At 69.3% G+C, this 14,760-nt stretch carries 18 protein-coding genes; 7 read left to right on the top strand and 11 right to left on the bottom strand.

Annotated elements, in window-relative coordinates:
* Window positions 1–116: 116 nt before the first annotated feature.
* Genes HPY32_RS00460 through HPY32_RS00450 form a run of 3 tightly spaced genes read left to right on the top strand, consistent with a single transcriptional unit; the run spans window position 117 to window position 2,035 of the window.
* Complete coding sequence (locus HPY32_RS00460) at window positions 117–566, top strand: HIT family protein (protein WP_067581920.1); 450 nt, start codon at window positions 117–119, stop codon at window positions 564–566.
* A complete protein-coding gene (locus HPY32_RS00455) occupies window positions 563–1,387 on the top strand; it encodes a maleylpyruvate isomerase family mycothiol-dependent enzyme (RefSeq protein WP_067581916.1) in 825 nt (274 codons plus the stop codon). Before HPY32_RS00460 ends, HPY32_RS00455 begins: the two co-directional genes overlap by 4 nt.
* Before the next feature lie 6 nt (window positions 1,388–1,393).
* Window positions 1,394–2,035, top strand: a complete 642-nt coding sequence (locus HPY32_RS00450; RefSeq protein ID WP_067581914.1) for a Type 1 glutamine amidotransferase-like domain-containing protein — start codon at window positions 1,394–1,396, stop codon at window positions 2,033–2,035.
* 387 nt (window positions 2,036–2,422) lie between these two features.
* Here HPY32_RS00450 and HPY32_RS00445 read toward each other — a convergent pair whose 3' ends face one another.
* Window positions 2,423–3,049, bottom strand: a complete 627-nt coding sequence (locus tag HPY32_RS00445; protein ID WP_067581902.1) for a TetR/AcrR family transcriptional regulator — start codon at window positions 3,047–3,049, stop codon at window positions 2,423–2,425.
* A gap of 128 nt (window positions 3,050–3,177) precedes the next feature.
* Between HPY32_RS00445 and HPY32_RS00440 the strand changes: the two genes are divergently transcribed.
* On the top strand, window positions 3,178–4,638 hold the full coding sequence (locus tag HPY32_RS00440) for an MFS transporter (protein WP_067585428.1): 1,461 nt from the start codon (window positions 3,178–3,180) through the stop codon (window positions 4,636–4,638).
* A gap of 75 nt (window positions 4,639–4,713) precedes the next feature.
* On the opposite strand, the gene HPY32_RS00435 is transcribed toward HPY32_RS00440, so the two are convergent.
* On the bottom strand, window positions 4,714–5,043 hold the full coding sequence (locus HPY32_RS00435; protein WP_067581898.1) for a GroES family chaperonin: 330 nt from the start codon (window positions 5,041–5,043) through the stop codon (window positions 4,714–4,716).
* Between the two features lie 27 nt (window positions 5,044–5,070).
* The gene (locus tag HPY32_RS00430; RefSeq protein WP_067581895.1) at window positions 5,071–5,382 is read right to left on the bottom strand and encodes a hypothetical protein; all 312 of its coding nucleotides are present in this window, start codon (window positions 5,380–5,382) and stop codon (window positions 5,071–5,073) included.
* A 152-nt stretch (window positions 5,383–5,534) separates the two neighbouring features.
* On the opposite strand from HPY32_RS00430, the gene HPY32_RS00425 reads away from it, so the two are divergent.
* Entirely contained in the window at window positions 5,535–6,854 is a 1,320-nt protein-coding gene (locus tag HPY32_RS00425; protein WP_067585425.1) for an FAD-binding oxidoreductase, read from the top strand.
* A gap of 61 nt (window positions 6,855–6,915) precedes the next feature.
* Window positions 6,916–7,206, top strand: coding sequence for a GNAT family N-acetyltransferase (locus tag HPY32_RS00420; protein WP_067581891.1), 291 nt, complete (start codon window positions 6,916–6,918; stop codon window positions 7,204–7,206).
* Here HPY32_RS00420 and HPY32_RS00415 read toward each other — a convergent pair.
* The 5 genes from HPY32_RS00415 to HPY32_RS00395 all read right to left on the bottom strand — a co-directional run bounded on the left by HPY32_RS00415 (window position 7,203) and on the right by HPY32_RS00395 (window position 11,428).
* On the bottom strand, window positions 7,203–7,511 hold the full coding sequence (locus tag HPY32_RS00415) for a hypothetical protein (protein ID WP_067581889.1): 309 nt from the start codon (window positions 7,509–7,511) through the stop codon (window positions 7,203–7,205). The genes HPY32_RS00420 and HPY32_RS00415 overlap by 4 nt on opposite strands.
* A gap of 141 nt (window positions 7,512–7,652) precedes the next feature.
* Window positions 7,653–8,810 (bottom strand): acyl-CoA dehydrogenase, encoded by a 1,158-nt coding sequence (locus HPY32_RS00410; RefSeq protein WP_067581886.1) that lies wholly within the window; start codon window positions 8,808–8,810, stop codon window positions 7,653–7,655.
* A gap of 260 nt (window positions 8,811–9,070) precedes the next feature.
* Complete coding sequence (locus HPY32_RS00405; RefSeq protein WP_067581883.1) at window positions 9,071–9,718, bottom strand: TetR family transcriptional regulator; 648 nt, start codon at window positions 9,716–9,718, stop codon at window positions 9,071–9,073.
* The gene (gene purE, locus HPY32_RS00400; protein ID WP_082870875.1) at window positions 9,718–10,218 is read right to left on the bottom strand and encodes a 5-(carboxyamino)imidazole ribonucleotide mutase; all 501 of its coding nucleotides are present in this window, start codon (window positions 10,216–10,218) and stop codon (window positions 9,718–9,720) included. Before purE ends, HPY32_RS00405 begins: the two co-directional genes overlap by 1 nt.
* Window positions 10,211–11,428 carry a 5-(carboxyamino)imidazole ribonucleotide synthase gene (locus HPY32_RS00395; protein ID WP_067585422.1) on the bottom strand — a complete coding sequence of 406 codons (1,218 nt, stop codon included), beginning with the start codon at window positions 11,426–11,428 and terminating at the stop codon, window positions 10,211–10,213. The genes purE and HPY32_RS00395 overlap by 8 nt, the downstream gene beginning before the upstream one ends.
* Window positions 11,429–11,492: 64 nt before the next feature.
* Between HPY32_RS00395 and HPY32_RS00390 the strand changes: the two genes are divergently transcribed.
* Window positions 11,493–12,041, top strand: coding sequence for a GtrA family protein (locus tag HPY32_RS00390; protein ID WP_067581878.1), 549 nt, complete (start codon window positions 11,493–11,495; stop codon window positions 12,039–12,041).
* 130 nt (window positions 12,042–12,171) lie between these two features.
* On the opposite strand, the gene HPY32_RS00385 is transcribed toward HPY32_RS00390, so the two are convergent.
* The 3 genes from HPY32_RS00385 to HPY32_RS00375 are packed head-to-tail and all read right to left on the bottom strand — an operon-like array spanning window position 12,172 to window position 14,739.
* Window positions 12,172–13,482 carry a sensor histidine kinase gene (locus HPY32_RS00385; RefSeq protein WP_067581875.1) on the bottom strand — a complete coding sequence of 437 codons (1,311 nt, stop codon included), beginning with the start codon at window positions 13,480–13,482 and terminating at the stop codon, window positions 12,172–12,174.
* A gap of 5 nt (window positions 13,483–13,487) precedes the next feature.
* Complete coding sequence (locus tag HPY32_RS00380) at window positions 13,488–14,165, bottom strand: response regulator transcription factor (RefSeq protein ID WP_067581873.1); 678 nt, start codon at window positions 14,163–14,165, stop codon at window positions 13,488–13,490.
* Between the two features lie 40 nt (window positions 14,166–14,205).
* Window positions 14,206–14,739 (bottom strand): PH domain-containing protein, encoded by a 534-nt coding sequence (locus HPY32_RS00375; RefSeq protein WP_067581871.1) that lies wholly within the window; start codon window positions 14,737–14,739, stop codon window positions 14,206–14,208.
* Window positions 14,740–14,760: the final 21 nt, after the last annotated feature.

Here is a 14,760-nt window from a genome sequence, read left to right as displayed (position 1 = left end):
CGGTGAGCGTAGCTGAGATCAACGTCACAATCCTGGATGAAATTCCGCCGAATTGTCCCTATATAGCGGCTGCCGGGGAGTGTTCTGTGCCACTCGTACGCCGTAATGTGCACGGGGTGAGTGGCTGCATCTTCTGCCGGATCGTCGCGGGCGACGCGCCCGCCACGCCGGTCCACGAGGACGACCTGCTGTATGCCTTTCTCGATATCCGGCCGATCACCCGGGGGCACCTGCTGGTGATCCCGAGGTCGCACGCGACGAATCTCGAGGATCTCGATCCCGGGATCGGCGCGCGGATCTTCACGCTCGGGCAGCGGCTGGCAAAGGCGTTGCGCTGCAGCGACCTCGGGGCGGACGGTGCGAATCTGGTGCTCAACGACGGCAGGTCGGCGTTCCAGACGGTGCATCATGTCCATCTGCACGTGGTGCCGCGGCGGCGCGGCGACACGCTCACCTTCGCCAAGGGATTTCTGCTGCGCCGCCCGCACGAACCCGAGGCCACCGCCGCCGCCGTCCGCGCCGGTCTGGACCGACTCGCCCTCGAGGAGAAGGAATCTCGCGCATGACGACACCGACGTTCGATCGCGCCGAACTGGCCGCCGGGCTGTCCGAACAGTGGAATGCGCTGGCGCGGTTGACCGCCGGGCTCACCGAGCAGCGCTGGCGCACCCCGTCACCGCTGCCCGGGTGGACGGCGTTCGATGTGCTCGCGCACGTGATCGGCATCGAATCGATCCTGCTGGGCGAGCCGACGCCGACGGTCGAGGCCGAGGTGACGGCGTTCGGCCACGTGCGCAACCAGGTGGGCGAGCTGAACGAGACCTGGGTGGAGTCGTTGCGGCCGCTGACCGGTGAGCGGCTGCGGGAGCGGTTCGTCGAGGTCGCCGAGCGCCGCCGCAAGGCGCTGGCGGCGATGAGCGAGGCGGACTGGCAGCAGCCCACGCCGTCCCCGGTCGGCGTGGTGCCCTACGGGCGGTTCATGCGCACCCGGCTGTTCGACTGCTGGATGCACGAACTCGATATCGCCGACGCCCTGGGCGTGTCGGTCGACGAGGGCGGCGCCCGGGCCGAACTCGCGCTCGACGAGATCGTGCCGTATCTGGGCCGCACACTGGTCAAGCGCGGCGGGGCGCCCGCGGGTTCCCGCATCACCGTCGAGCTCACCGGACCGGTGACCCGCACGCTGCACGTCCGGGTCGAGGAGCGGGCGGAACTCGTTGCGGCGCTGGACCGTCCGGCGGATGTGCTGATCCGGCTGGGTTCGGGCCTGTTCGCGCGGCTGTGCGGCGGTCGCGTCCGGGCCGCCGACCATGCCGACGCGATCGAGCTGTCCGGCGACGCGGAGCTCGGGCGGCGACTGGTCGACCACCTCGGCTTCACCATCTGAGCGCCGATGCGACTGTTCCTGTCCAGCTACCGTTTCGGCGCCCACTACGACCGGTTCGCCGCGCTGGTGGGCGAGCCGGGCCGGGTGGCGGTGATCCCCAATGCCATGGACTGCTGGCCCTCCGTGTGGCAGGGCGCGGTGACCAGCGATCTGATTCCCCTGCGGCAGCGCGGCTTTCGGCCGGAGGTGCTGGATCTGCGGGAATACCTCGGCCGCACCGACGAACTGGAGCGCGCGCTCGCCGGATTCCCGCTGGTGTGGGTGCGCGGCGGCAATACCTTCGTGCTGCGCGCCCAATTCGCCCGCAGCGGAGCCGATCTCGTCCTGCCCCGGCTGCTCGCCGCCGACGCGCTGGCCTACGCCGGTTACAGCGCCGGGGCCTGCCTGCTCGCCCCCGACCTGCACGGGCTGGAGGCGGCGGACGACCCCGCCGACGTCCCACCCACCTGCGGCATCGAAACCCGCTGGGACGGACTGGGTCTGGTGAACCACCGCATCGTCCCGCACGTCGACTCGCCGGGGACCGACCCGGACGGAATCGGGGCGCGAATCGCGGCCCGCTACCGCGCCGAAGGTATCGCGCACTGGGCGCTGACGGATGATGATGTCGTGGTGGTGGACGGGGATCGGGTGGATGTACTGAATTGATCCCGGCCAAAAGCACGCCGGGATCAGGTAGTAGGCACGCCGGGATCAGGTGATGAGCACGCCGGAAACAGGCGTTGAGCGCGTCGGGTCCAGATGATGAGCACGCCGGAAACAGGCGATGGGCACGCCGGGTCCAGATGATGAGCACGCCGGAAACAGGCGATGGGCACGCCGGGTCCAGATGATGAGCACGCCGGAAACAGGCGATGGGCACGCCGGGTCCAGATGATGAGCACGCCGGAAACAGGCGATGGGCACGCCGGGTCCAGATGATGAGCACGCCGGAAACAGGCGATGAGCGCGCCGGGTCCAGATGATGAGCACGCCGGAAACAGGCGATGGGCACGCGGGGATGAGGGATGGGCACGGCGGGATCAGGGGGAGGTATTACCGTGATTCCGGCGTGCTTTTGGCCGGAATCCCTTCGGCGGCACTGCCTTCCGGGGCGGTAACCCGGCGCACGGCATTCTTCAGCCAGGCTCGCCACTGTTCCGGGTCGTCGGTGCCGCCGAGGGCGAAGCGGGCGGACTGGGGGAGGGCTTGGCGGTAATTGATCAGGCCGGTGAGTAGGAGCAGCAGGTATTCCGGGGGGACGTCGGTGCGGAGTAGGCCGCGCTGCTGGGCCGCGTCGATCTTGGATACCTTGTCCCGGTAGCGGTTCGCGCGCATCTCGCCCGCGGTGATCCGGTCCGGCAGCAGTTCCAGCGCCTCCCACATCTGCAGGCGCAGGAACTCCGGGTGCCGGAGGTGGTACTCCAGATGCGCGTCGACCCAGGCATCGATATCGTCGATGTCGGTGGAGACGGCCGCCGCCACATCCAGCATGGCCTTCTCCAGCACCTGCTGGAACAGCTGTTGCTTGTCGCCGAAGTAGGCGTAGATCAACTGCTTGTTGGCCTTGGCGTTGCGAGCGATCCGATCGACCCGCGCCCCCGCGATGCCGTGCGCCGCGAACTCCTCGGTCGCGGCGGCGAAGATGCGGGCCTTGGTCGCCTCGGGATCCCTCGACGTCATCCCTCGATAGTAACCAACTAATCAGTTGACAAGACGTCGGGCCGACTGGAATATTCGCAACCAACCGGTTAGTTACAGCTCTCGTGAGCCGCCTCATCCCCACCGAAGTTCGGGAGCACGACGTGTCCATGCTCGAAACCCGTTCCGCCCCAACCCCTACCGTTGCCTCCGATGCCGATCCGACGCCTTATCCGGCCCGCTGGCGGGTGTTGCCGGTGGTGCTGAGCGCCATGTTCATGGCGATGTTCGACTGGTTCGTGGTCAATGTCGCGGCCTCCTCGCTGCAGCACGACCTGCATGCCGGTGAGTCGGCGCTGGAACTGATCGTGGGCGGCTACGGCTTCGCCTACGCCTCCGGGCTGATCACCGGCGGCCGCCTCGGCGACCTGCACGGTCACCGCCGCCTGTTCGTCATCGGCATGCTGGCCTTCACCGCCGCCTCGCTGCTGTGCGGGCTGGCGCCCAATGCCTGGGCGCTCGTGGCGTTCCGGGTGCTGCAGGGCGGCACCGCGGCGCTGATGGTGCCGCAGATGCTGGCGCTGATCAACACCATGTTCCCGGTCCGGGAGCGGGCGCGCGCCATGGCGGCGTTCGGCGCGACCATCGGCATCGGCTCGGTCGCCGGTCAGGTGCTCGGCGGCGTGCTGCTGAACATCGACCTGTTCGGCTGGGGCTGGCGGACCATCTTCTACATCAATGTGCCGATCGGCCTGGCCGCGGCGGCGCTGGCCGCGCGCTGGCTGCCCCGGCACGAGCGCACCCGGCGTCCGCGGCTGGATCCCGTCGGCGCGCTGGGCATCGCGGCCGCGCTGGCGCTGCTGCTGGTGCCGATCACGCTGGGCCGTCCCGAGGGCTGGCCGGTGTGGACCTGGCTCTCGATGCTCGCCGCGGTGCCGGTGCTGCTGCTCACCCTGCGCTACGAGGGCCGGTTGGCGCGGCGCGGCGGGGAGCCGGTGCTCGACACCGCGATGGTGCGCGAGCGCGGCTTCAGTCTGGGCCTGGTGATCGCCGGTGGGTATCTCACCTTCTTCGCGGGCTTCATGCTGTGCCTGACGCTGCTGTTGCAGAACGGGCTCGGATTGTCGCCGCTGCGTGCGGGATTGGCGTTCGCGCCGCTGGGCGTCTGCTTCGCGGGCAGTTCGTTCTTCCTGGCGCGGCGGGTGGCCGATCGGATCGGCAACCGGGTCATGGTGGTCGGCACGCTGGTCAGCCTGACCGGTCTCGCGGTGACGCTGCTCGCGCTGGCGACCGGCGGACCGAATGTCACCGCGCTGGAGCTGATCCCGGGCATGATGATCGTCGGCACGGGGAACGGCCTCACCATTCCGTCGGTGGTCGGGGCGGTGCTGTCCTCGGGCATCCCACCGCAGCAGGCCGGTATGGCCGCGGGCGTGCTCACCACCTCCCAGCAGTTCGGAAACGCCATCGGCGCAACGGTTCTCGGGGTGATCTTCTTCTCGGCCCTGGGCGCCTCGCACGGCACCGGCTCGTATGTGACCGCGATGGAGATGACGGCCGTGGCCGCGATCGCGGTGCTGGCGGTGGTGCTGGTCGCCGCGCTCGCGCTGCCGCGGCGGTCGGCACGCTGACGTCTTCGGTCCCGGCCAAAAGCATGCCGGGACCACGGGATTCAGGCATGCCGGGACCACGAGATTCGGTAGGGACTACAGGTACAGGCCGGTGCCGTGTTCCGGGCGTTCGCTGGCCACCGCGTGCAGGTCGCGTTCGCGCAGGACCAGGTATGCCTGGCCCTTCACCTCGACCTCGAACTGGTCCTCGGCGCTGAACAGCACGCGGTCGCCGACGCCGACGCTACGCACGTGGGAGCCGGCGCCGCAGACGTCGCCCCAGATCAGGCGCTTGGCTACCTGCGCGGTGGCCGGAATCAGGATGCCGCCGCTGCTGCGCCGCTCTCCCGTCTCCTGGGACACGCGCACCATGACCCGGTCGTGCAACATCTGAATCTCTAGCTGGGGATCGGACACCCGCGGCATTGTACTGCCCGGCCCGCGATGCGACGTTCAGGAAATTCGCCGGTCGGCGGAGTCGAGGGTGTCCCAGAGGGTCAGCCAGCGGTGGCGGGTGATGTCGTCGGCCTCGGTGAGCAGGATGTGCAACAGGGCGCGGGGGTCGGCGGCCCACCGCTGTCCGAGGGCGGCGGCCTCGGCGGGGGCGAACAGGCCGGACAGATTCAGGGCGGTGAGCCAGTCGCCGATCTCACCGCGGTGTAGGCGCCGCACGGCGTCCTCCGTGATCGGCTCGGCGGCGAACAAGGCGGCGATCACGGCCCGGACACCGGGCGACTCCCCCTGCATGACGACTTCCCTTCGCATGGCCTTCCCCGGCCGTCGAAACTGTCGGCGTGGCAGGGATTCTGCCGCGTCGCGGCGGCGCGCACCACCCCTACCGCCCGTACGGTACGGCGGGTGGGCGGTAGTTTCGGGGTGTGGACGTGAACACCCTCGCCGCCCTGCTCCCCGGCGGCATGCTGGTCACCGATCCGGACATCCTGGCGGGCTATCGGCAGGATCGCGCGCTGGATCCCGATGCCGGGACCCCGCTCGCGCTGGTGCGGCCCACCACCACCGAGCAGGTCGCCACGGTCCTGCGCTGGGCGAGCGAGCATCGGGTCCCGGTGATCCCGCGCGGGGCCGGTACCGGGCTGTCCGGCGGGGCCACGGCCCAGGACGGGGCGCTGCTGCTGAGCACCGAGCGCATGCGCGCGATCACCGTCGATCCGGTCATCCGCACCGCCGTGGTGCAGCCCGGCCTGCTCAATGCGGACGTCAAGCGGGCTGTCGCCGAGCACGGCCTGTGGTATCCCCCGGACCCGTCGTCGTTCGAGATCTGCTCCATCGGCGGGAACGCCGCCACCAACGCGGGCGGGCTGTGCTGCGTGAAATACGGCGTGACCACCGATTACGTGCTCGGCATGGAGGTGGTGCTGGCCGACGGCACCGCGATGCGGCTGGGCGGGCCGCGGCTGAAGGATTCCGCCGGGCTGTCGCTGACCAAGCTGTTCGTCGGCAGCGAGGGCACCCTGGGCGTCATCACCGAGCTGACGCTGCGCCTGCTGCCCGCGCAATCGCCCCAGAGCACCGTCGTCGCAACGTTTTCCACGCTCACCGCCGCCACCGCCGCGATTCTGGAGATCACCGGGCGGCTGCGGCCGTCGATGCTGGAGTTCATGGACTCGGTCGCGATCAACGCCGTCGAGGACGAAATGCGCATGGGCCTGGATCGTTCCGCGGCGGGCATGCTGGTGGCGCGCTCGGACGCCCCCGGCGAATACGCCGCCCGCGAGGCCGCGACCATCCTCGAGCTCTGCGAGAAGTCCGGCGCCGCCGAGGTTTTCAGCACCGAGGACCCCGACGAGGGCGAGGCGTTCTGCGCCGCACGCCGATTCGCCATTCCCGCGCTGGAACGCAAGGGGCCGCTGCTGCTCGAGGACGTCGGGGTGCCGCTGCCGCGGCTCGGCGAACTGATCGACGGCATCGCCGCCATCGCGGCCCGGCGGCAGGTGCTGGTCTCGGTGATCGCGCACGCCGGCGACGGCAACACCCACCCGCTGATCGTCTACAACCCCGCCGACGTGGCCGAGAGCGCCCGCGCGCAGCAGGCGTTCGGCGAGATCATGGACCTGGCGATCGCCCTCGGCGGCACCATCACCGGCGAACACGGCGTGGGCCGACTCAAGAAGGCATGGCTGCCCGACCAACTCGGCCCGGACGCCATGGCGCTGACCCGGCGCATCAAGGACGCGCTCGATCCGCAAGGAATTCTCAATCCCGGCGCGGTGCTGTAGTGCGGCACCGGTCGCGGTCGAGGTCCGGAACAATCCCGGCAACCGAGGAGTTTCACAAAATATGACGACCCGGCTCGAACACAATACTGCGGCCAGCCGATACGAGATCCATCTCGACGGCACGCTTGCCGGCTATGCCGACTACAGCGAGCGCACCGACGGTACCGGAAAGGTTCGGGATTTCCAGCACACGCTCACGTTTCCGGAATTCCGGGGTCGCGGTGTGGCGGCAGCACTGGTCGAATTCGCCCTCGAGGACTCACGCACCGCGGGTTTTCGCATCATACCCACGTGCTGGTACGTGGAGGAGTTCATCGCGGCGCATCGCGAATACGCCGATCTCGTCGCCTAATTACGGCGGCGCCAGACCAGGAACTGCCGGTCCGTCACGGTGCCCATGGCCTCGATCACCTTGGCATGATCGAAACCCGGAAGTTGCTGCAGGCGCATGAGGAATGCGGTGTCGGCCGCGGAATGCGGGACGACGCAGCCGTTTCCCCGGGCGCCGATCAGCACGAAGAACACATCGTCGGCGAACGGACCGTCGGCCGTTGTGATGATGCGAACCTCCGAAAGTTCTTGCCACAAAACCTCTTCGACTCGACCGTTGTCCAACGTTCGCCGGACGAACCTGTCGTTGATCTCGACTCCGGCCATGCCTCAATAGTGCTCCACCGGAGCGTTGTCCGACAGACCTGAATTCGCCCGATTGCGACTGAGCGCACAGCTGTAAGAACATGTCCCGGTCGGTCGTGTTCGCACCGGCCGCACGCTGTGAAAACGCCGACGGGTCGGGGTTCAGCGCAAGATGGCGCGGCTCATGACGAGCCGCTGGATCTGGTTGGTGCCCTCGTAGATCTGGGTGATCTTGGCGTCGCGCATCATCCGCTCGACCGGGAAGTCGGTGGTGTAGCCGGCGCCGCCGAACAGCTGCACGGCGTTGGTGGTGACCTCCATGGCCACGTCGGAGGCGAAGCACTTGGAGGCGGCGGAGATGAAGCCGAGGTTCTTCTCGCCGCGCTCGGCGCGGGCGGCGGAGGTGTAGACCATCAGCCGCGCGGCCTCCACCTTCATCGCCATGTCGGCGAGCATGAACTGGGTGTTCTGGAAGTCGGAGATGGCCTTGCCGAACTGCTTGCGGTCCTTGGTGTAGGCGATCGCGGCGTCCAGCGCGCCCTGCGCGATGCCGACGGCCTGCGCGCCGATGGTCGGGCGGGTGTGGTCGAGGGTCTGCAACGCGGTCTTGAAGCCGGTGCCCTCGGCGCCGATGATGCGGTCGCCCGGGACGCGGCAGTTCTCGAAGTACAGCTCGGCGGTCGGCGAGCCCTTGATGCCCAGCTTGTGCTCCAGCGGGCCCACCACGAAGCCCTCGTCGTCGGCGTGCACCATGAACGCGGAGATGCCGTTGGCGCCCTTGTCCGGGTCGGTCACGGCCATGACGGTGTACCAGCTGGACTTGCCGCCGTTGGTGATCCAGCACTTGGAGCCGTTGATGATCCAGTCGTCGCCGTCGCGGCGGGCGCGGGTGCGCATCGAGGCCGCGTCGGATCCGGCCTCGCGCTCGGACAGCGCGTAGGAGGCCATCTTGCCGTTCACGATGTCCGGCAGCACCTTCTGCTTGAGCTCCGTGGAGCCCTGCAGGATCAGGCCCATGGTGCCGAGCTTGTTCACGGCCGGGATCAGCGAGGACGAGCCGCACACGCGCGCGACCTCCTCGATCACGATGCAGGTGGCGACCGAGTCCGCGCCCTGCCCGCCGAACTCGTCGGGCACGTGCACGGCATTGAACCCGGCGGCGTTCAGCGCGTCCAGCGCCTCCTGCGGGAACCGGGAGTGCTCGTCCACATCCTTCGCGTGCGGGGCGATCTCCTTCTCCGCCAGGCCGCGAATGGCCTCGCGCAGCTCGTTGTGGATGTCGTCCAGCTTGAACAGATCGAAGTCGGGATTGCCCGCCATGGGTATCACTCCTGGTCGTGGTTCACATCGTCATGGTCCCGGCACGCGGAACCGTCATGGTCCCGGCACGCGAAACCTTCATGGTCCCGGCACGCGGAACCCGTCATGGTCCCGGCACGCTTTTGGCCGGGAGCGAATCTCCAGCGTTCGGCACTCAGTGCCAGTCGATTGCGAGTATACGCCGCAGCAATACCACTGAATGCCTAGATGTTCCGCACTTCACGTGGCACTGAGTGTCACGATGTGAATCGTGTTCTAGATCACAGATTACCGAGTCGATGCGAGAGCAGATCGGCGACCTGCCGCGGCGGCATATCCCGCGGGAACACCGCGACCACCAGGTCTCCCGAGGCACTGCGCCCGCCGCGCGGAATGTCGGCCAGCGCCGCCCGCAGGTCGGCGGCACCGGCCTCGGACCGACCGCGCACCATCCGCCGGAGCAGATAGTTGTGCGTCGCCGTGACCGCGGCGGTGAACTGGATCAGCGCCAGATCGGAGGCGTCCGGCAGCCGGGTTCGCAAATAGTCGGTGAACAGCCGCTCGTACCGGAACACCGTGACGATCTCGCGGTCGCGCAGCGCGGGCACCCCGCGCACCACCCGGTACCGCCGCGCCGCCAGTTCCCTTGTCTGCGTGAACCTCTCGAACACCTCGACCACGGCCTCGCAGACCGCGTCCCACGGATCCCCCTGTGCGCCCTCGAGATACGCGCGGGCCAGCTCCAGCTGCGACTCGTGGTCGGCGAAGATCACGTCCTCCTTCGACCGGAACTGCCGGAAGAACGTCCGCCGCGAGATCCCCGCCGCCTCCGCGATCTCGTCGACGGTCGTTGCCTCGTAGCCCTTTTCGGCGAACAACCGCAGCGCGTGGTCGACCACCGCCAACTTGAACGCCGACGACTCGTCCATCACCCGAGCAGTCGGGCCCGGAGCGCGTCGTCCTTGTCCAGCACCAGCTTTTCCAGGTCGGCCTGGAATTGCTCCATGCGGGAACGCAATTCGGGGTCGGCGGCGGCCAGAATGCGCACGGCCAGCAGACCGGCGTTGCGGGCACCGCCGATGGAGACGGTGGCGACGGGCACGCCGGCGGGCATCTGGACGATCGACAGCAGCGAATCCATGCCGTCGAGGTACTTCAGCGGGACCGGGACGCCGATGACGGGCAGCGCGGTCGCCGAGGCCACCATGCCGGGCAGGTGAGCGGCGCCGCCCGCACCGGCGATGATCACCTTGATGCCGCGGCCCGCGGCGGCGCGCGCGTAGTCGAGCATGCGCTGCGGGGTGCGGTGCGCGGAGACGACGCCGACCTCGAAGCGAATCCCGAACTCCGCCAGCGCCTCCGCCGCGGCCTCCATCGTCGGCCAGTCGGAGTCGCTGCCCATGATCAGGCCAACTACCGGTTCACTCATGGGGATCCCATCCGTCGGTCCATACCGCGTGCGACATCCAGTGCGCCGCCCGCTCCGCCTTCTCGCGCACCTCGGCCACGTCGTCGCCGAGGATGTTGATGTGCCCGATCTTGCGATTCGGGCGCTCGCCCTTGCCGTACAGGTGCACCTTCGCCTCCGGCAGGCGGGCGAACAGGTGGTGCAGCCGCTCGTCCATCGACATGGCCGGGGCCTGCGCGGCGCCGAGGATGTTGGCCATCACGGTCACCGGGGCCAGCGGGCTGGTGTCGCCGAGCGGATAGTCCAGCACCGCGCGCAGATGCTGTTCGAACTGGCCGGTGACCGCGCCGTCCATGCCCCAGTGACCGGAGTTGTGCGGGCGCATCGCCAGCTCGTTCACCAGGATGGCGCCGTCGCGGGTTTCGAACAGCTCCACCGCCATCGCGCCGGTGACGCCCAGCTCCTGCGCCAGCCGCAGCGCCAGCGTCTCCGCCTCGGCCGCCAGCGCGGCGGGCAGATCGGGGGCGGGCGCGAGCACGACCGCGCACTGGCCGTCGCGCTGCACCGTCTCGACCACCGGCCAGGTCGCGGCCTGACCGAACGGGGAGCGCGCCACCATCGCCGACAGCTCGCGCCTCAGGTCCACCCGCTGCTCGGCCAGCAGCGTCACGCCGTGCGCCAGCTGATCGCGCGCCACGCGCTCGGCCTCGGCCGGACCGTCGAGCATCCAGACGCCGCGGCCGTCGTAGCCGCCGCGCACCGCCTTCAGTACGAACGGGCCATGCTCGGCGGCGAAGGCCGCCGCGTCGGCGGGCGATTCGACCGGAGCGAACGCGGGCACCGGCACGCCCAGCTCGGACAGCTTGCGGCGCATGGCCAGTTTGTCCTGGGCGTAGATCAGCGCGCCCGGCGGCGGCTGCACATTGACCCCCTCGGCGACGAGTGCCGCCAGGTGTTCGGTCGGGACGTGCTCGTGGTCGAAGGTGACCGCGTGCGATCCGACGGCCGCCTTGCGCAGCGCGGCCAGATCGGTGTGCGATCCCAGCACCACCTCGGGGGTCACCTGCGCGGCCGGGTCGTCGGGGCGCTCGGCCAGCACCCGCAGCCGCTGCCCCAGGGCGACCGCCGCCTGATGCGTCATCCGCGCCAGCTGGCCGCCGCCGATCATCGTCACGGTCGGCATGCCCGCCGAATCGAAGGAACGTGCGCTCACGTCGCACCATATTGTCATGACGCGGCTCACTACGGCGCGTGCGGGTTGGTTGCGCCCCGAACGGGGGCCGTAGACTCGTTTCGTGTCATTCGTCGACGACGTGGTCAACGTCTTCCCCACATCGCTTCGGGACCTGGCGTATCGCCATCACGAACTGATCAAGTTCGCGATTGTCGGCGCGACCACGTTCGTCATCGACAGCGGCATCTTCTACATCCTGAAATTGACGGTGCTGTCGCCGAAACCGGTCACCGCCAAGATCATTTCCGGTGTCATCGCGGTCATCGCGTCCTACATCCTCAATCGGGAGTGGTCGTTCAAGGGCCGCGGCGGCCGCGAGCGCCATCACGAGGCGCTGCTGTTCTTCGTGGTCAGCGGCGGCGGCGTGATCCTGAGCTTCCTGCCGCTGTGGGCGTCGCGCTACGTGTTCCACCTCGAGGTGCCGCACGTGAGCCTGACGGTGGAGAACATCACCGACTTCCTCAGCGCCTTCATCATCGGAAACATTCTGCAGATGGTGTTCCGATTCTGGGCCATGCGCCGCTTCGTCTTCCCCAACGAAATCGACGCGCTGGTCGAGGAATTCGAGGAATTGTACGAAGAGGAAGAACAGTTGGGCTCTGTCGAATAGCGCCGCCTCCGGCGTCGCGGGTTTGCGGCCTCGTGACCCCGTCGTTCAGCGCCCGCTGCTTGCTCCTTCGTCGCATCGCAGCGGACGCTGAACGACGGGGCGGCCGCAAACCGTGGCGGTGCGGTGGTGTTCATCGCGGCTCGGTGAGGACGCCGTTCATCACCCGGCCCGCCGAGGGCTTGCCGAGGAAGATCGCGAAGAGGGCGGGGCGGCGGCGCTGCAGCTCCAGGCGGCCGCCGTCGGCCTCGATGAGGGCCCGGGCCAGCGCCAGGCCCACACCGGTCGACCCGGCGCCGGAGAATCCGCGATCGAAGATGTGCGGCGCGAGTTCGTCGCTGACCCCGATGCCCTCGTCGGCCACCTCCACGCACACCAGCGGCTCGCGATCCGGGCCGCCGTAGACCGTGCGCACCGACACCGTGCAGTCGCCGCCGCCGTGCGTGAGCGCGTTGTCGACCAGCACCGCCACCGCCTCGCGCAGCCGCGATCCGGTCACCGGGGCGCGCAGCATCGGGTCGCCCGACAGCACCAGCCGCCGCCCGGAGTCGGAGAACGGGTGCCGCCACTCGGCCACGATCGCGCGCAGCTCGTCGACGACGGGAACCGGATCCCGGTCGGCCGCGCCCTCGTCCCGCGAGGCCCGCACCAGTTCGTCGATGGCGGCGGTCAGCCGGTCGACCTGGGCCATCGCCTCCTCGGCCTCGTGCACCACCGCCGGGTCGGTGTGCGCGGACAGCTCGTCCAGGCGCAGCCGCACCGCGGTCAGACGGCTGCGCAGCTGATGGGAGACGTCGGCCACCAGCGCGTGCTCGCGCTGCAGCCGACCCGCGATCTCGACGGTCGCCGAGTCCAGCACGTCCGAGACGCGGTCGAGTTCGGTGATGCCGTGCCGGCGCGGATCGGGCCGGAAGTCGCCCATCGCCAGCCGGGCGGCGCGCGCGGCCACGTCCCGCAGCGGGTCGGCCACCCGCCGCGCGGTCACCACCGCCACCGCCGCACCGGCCGCCAGCGACGCCAACGCCACCAACGCCACCGCGCCGACGGCCTGCCGCTGCTGGGAGCGCATCGGCGCGGCCGGGACCTCGAGGCGCAGCGAACCGGAGGTGCCCATCGTCAGCGACTCCACCACCGGATCCTCGACCTGCGAGACCCCGGCGTCCACGCGCAGGGCGGCGTCCTCGGGGGTGGGATAGATGATGGTCAGCCGCCCGCCCGGCGGAATCAGCGGCCGCACCGAGCGCAGGTCGAGGGTGCCGTGCACCAGGCCGTCGTCGCGCTCCTGGGCGACGATCTCGACCGACATCCGGTCCAGCCGGACCCGCAGATCGTTGCGGGTGATATCGGCCACCCACTGCCAGGCGGTGTAGGCCAGCGGTATCCCGAGCACGACCGTGGTCAGGGTCAGCGCGGCCAGCATCGACAGCAGTATTCGGCGCCGCATGAGCCTCAGTCGGTGTTGAACCGGAAGCCGACCCCCCGGACCGTGACGATGCGCCTCTCGGCGACCGGTCCCTCGTCACCGATCTTGCGCCGCAGCCAGGACATGTGCATGTCCAGCGTCTTGGACCCGCGTAGGTCGGCGTCGCCCCACACCTCGCGCAGGATGATCTCCCGCGGCACCACCTGCCCGGCCCGGTCGATGAGCACCTTGAGCAGCTCGTATTCCTTGTTGGCCAGGTTCACCTCGTGCCCGTTGACCAGCACCCGGCGCGCCTGCGGCTCCAGCCGCACGCCGCCGATCTCGACCGCCTCGTCCCCGATCCCGCTGCGCCGCAACAGGGCTCGCACCCGCGCCAGCAGCTCGGCGAGCCGGAACGGCTTACCCACGTAGTCGTCGGCGCCCGCGTCCAGCCCGACCACGAAGTCGACCTCGTCGGTGCGGGCGGTGAGCATCAGCACCGCCAGATCGGCGCCGCGCGCCCGCACCTGACGGCAGACCTCCAGCCCGTCCATGCCCGGTAGGCCGAGATCGAGTATCAGCAGGTCGTGGTCGCCCTCCAGGGCCCGCTGCAGCACGGCGGGACCGAAGTTCTCCACGGTCACCGAGTAACCCTCACGGCCCAGGGCCCGAGAGAGCGGCGCGGCGATGGCCTCGTCGTCTTCGGCCAGCAGTACTGCGGTCACGATCCAAGATTACGCAGTTGCGGCAATTGTCTGTGTTCCTTCATCGGTAGTCCGGGGCGCCGGTGCCGCGGCGGTCGTAGGGCTGGTTGTCGAAGACCTCGTGATACAGCAGGGCGTGCACCTTCTGGACGTCCGGGATGTCGTCGTATTCGAGGGGGTCGCCCGAGGCGGCGTCGATGATCAGGGTGCCGGTGCCGAGCATGCGGTCGAACACGCCGTGCCGGAACTGCACACTGGAGATGCGGTTCATCGGGATGTCGATGCCGGTGTGGGTGAGCACGCCCTCGCGGATCAGCACCCGGCGGTCGGTGACAATGAAATGCGTTGTTTTCCAACGCAGTACGGGCGCGGCGCCGCGCCACAGCACCAGGGCCGCCCAGGCCGCGGCGATGGCGATGAGGGCCGCGTCGTGACCGGTGCCGTCCAGATGCCGCCACGCGAATCCCCCGGCGAATCCGGCGAGCGCGGTGGCCACGATGAAGGTGACCGCGGGCCAGAACAGCATCTTCCAGTGCGGATGACGATGCAGCAGCAACCGTTCGTCGGGTGCCAGCAGCTCCTCCGGATAACCCATACGCGAACCCTACCGCGCCGA

It is taken from the genome of Nocardia terpenica (genome assembly GCF_013186535.1).
In the GTDB taxonomy this organism is placed as follows: domain Bacteria; phylum Actinomycetota; class Actinomycetes; order Mycobacteriales; family Mycobacteriaceae; genus Nocardia; species Nocardia terpenica.
Note: the sequence above shows the minus strand (reverse complement) of the source record. Positions and strands in the feature narration are given on the sequence as shown.

Excerpts from the sequence above, each read along its gene's own strand:
- HPY32_RS00455 (WP_067581916.1), top strand. The coding sequence starts at position 563 with ATGACGACACCGACGTTCGATCGCGCCGAACTGGCCGCCGGGCTGTCC.
- HPY32_RS00450 (WP_067581914.1), top strand. The coding sequence starts at position 1,394 with ATGCGACTGTTCCTGTCCAGCTACCGTTTCGGCGCCCACTACGACCGG.
- HPY32_RS00445 (WP_067581902.1), bottom strand. The coding sequence starts at position 3,049 with ATGACGTCGAGGGATCCCGAGGCGACCAAGGCCCGCATCTTCGCCGCC.
- HPY32_RS00440 (WP_067585428.1), top strand. The coding sequence starts at position 3,178 with ATGCTCGAAACCCGTTCCGCCCCAACCCCTACCGTTGCCTCCGATGCC.
- HPY32_RS00435 (WP_067581898.1), bottom strand. The coding sequence starts at position 5,043 with ATGCCGCGGGTGTCCGATCCCCAGCTAGAGATTCAGATGTTGCACGAC.
- HPY32_RS00430 (WP_067581895.1), bottom strand. The coding sequence starts at position 5,382 with ATGCGAAGGGAAGTCGTCATGCAGGGGGAGTCGCCCGGTGTCCGGGCC.
- HPY32_RS00425 (WP_067585425.1), top strand. The coding sequence starts at position 5,535 with ATGCTGGTCACCGATCCGGACATCCTGGCGGGCTATCGGCAGGATCGC.
- HPY32_RS00420 (WP_067581891.1), top strand. The coding sequence starts at position 6,916 with ATGACGACCCGGCTCGAACACAATACTGCGGCCAGCCGATACGAGATC.
- HPY32_RS00415 (WP_067581889.1), bottom strand. The coding sequence starts at position 7,511 with ATGGCCGGAGTCGAGATCAACGACAGGTTCGTCCGGCGAACGTTGGAC.
- HPY32_RS00410 (WP_067581886.1), bottom strand. The coding sequence starts at position 8,810 with ATGGCGGGCAATCCCGACTTCGATCTGTTCAAGCTGGACGACATCCAC.
- HPY32_RS00405 (WP_067581883.1), bottom strand. The coding sequence starts at position 9,718 with ATGGACGAGTCGTCGGCGTTCAAGTTGGCGGTGGTCGACCACGCGCTG.
- purE (WP_082870875.1), bottom strand. The coding sequence starts at position 10,218 with ATGAGTGAACCGGTAGTTGGCCTGATCATGGGCAGCGACTCCGACTGG.
- HPY32_RS00395 (WP_067585422.1), bottom strand. The coding sequence starts at position 11,428 with ATGACAATATGGTGCGACGTGAGCGCACGTTCCTTCGATTCGGCGGGC.
- HPY32_RS00385 (WP_067581875.1), bottom strand. The coding sequence starts at position 13,482 with ATGCGGCGCCGAATACTGCTGTCGATGCTGGCCGCGCTGACCCTGACC.
- HPY32_RS00375 (WP_067581871.1), bottom strand. The coding sequence starts at position 14,739 with ATGGGTTATCCGGAGGAGCTGCTGGCACCCGACGAACGGTTGCTGCTG.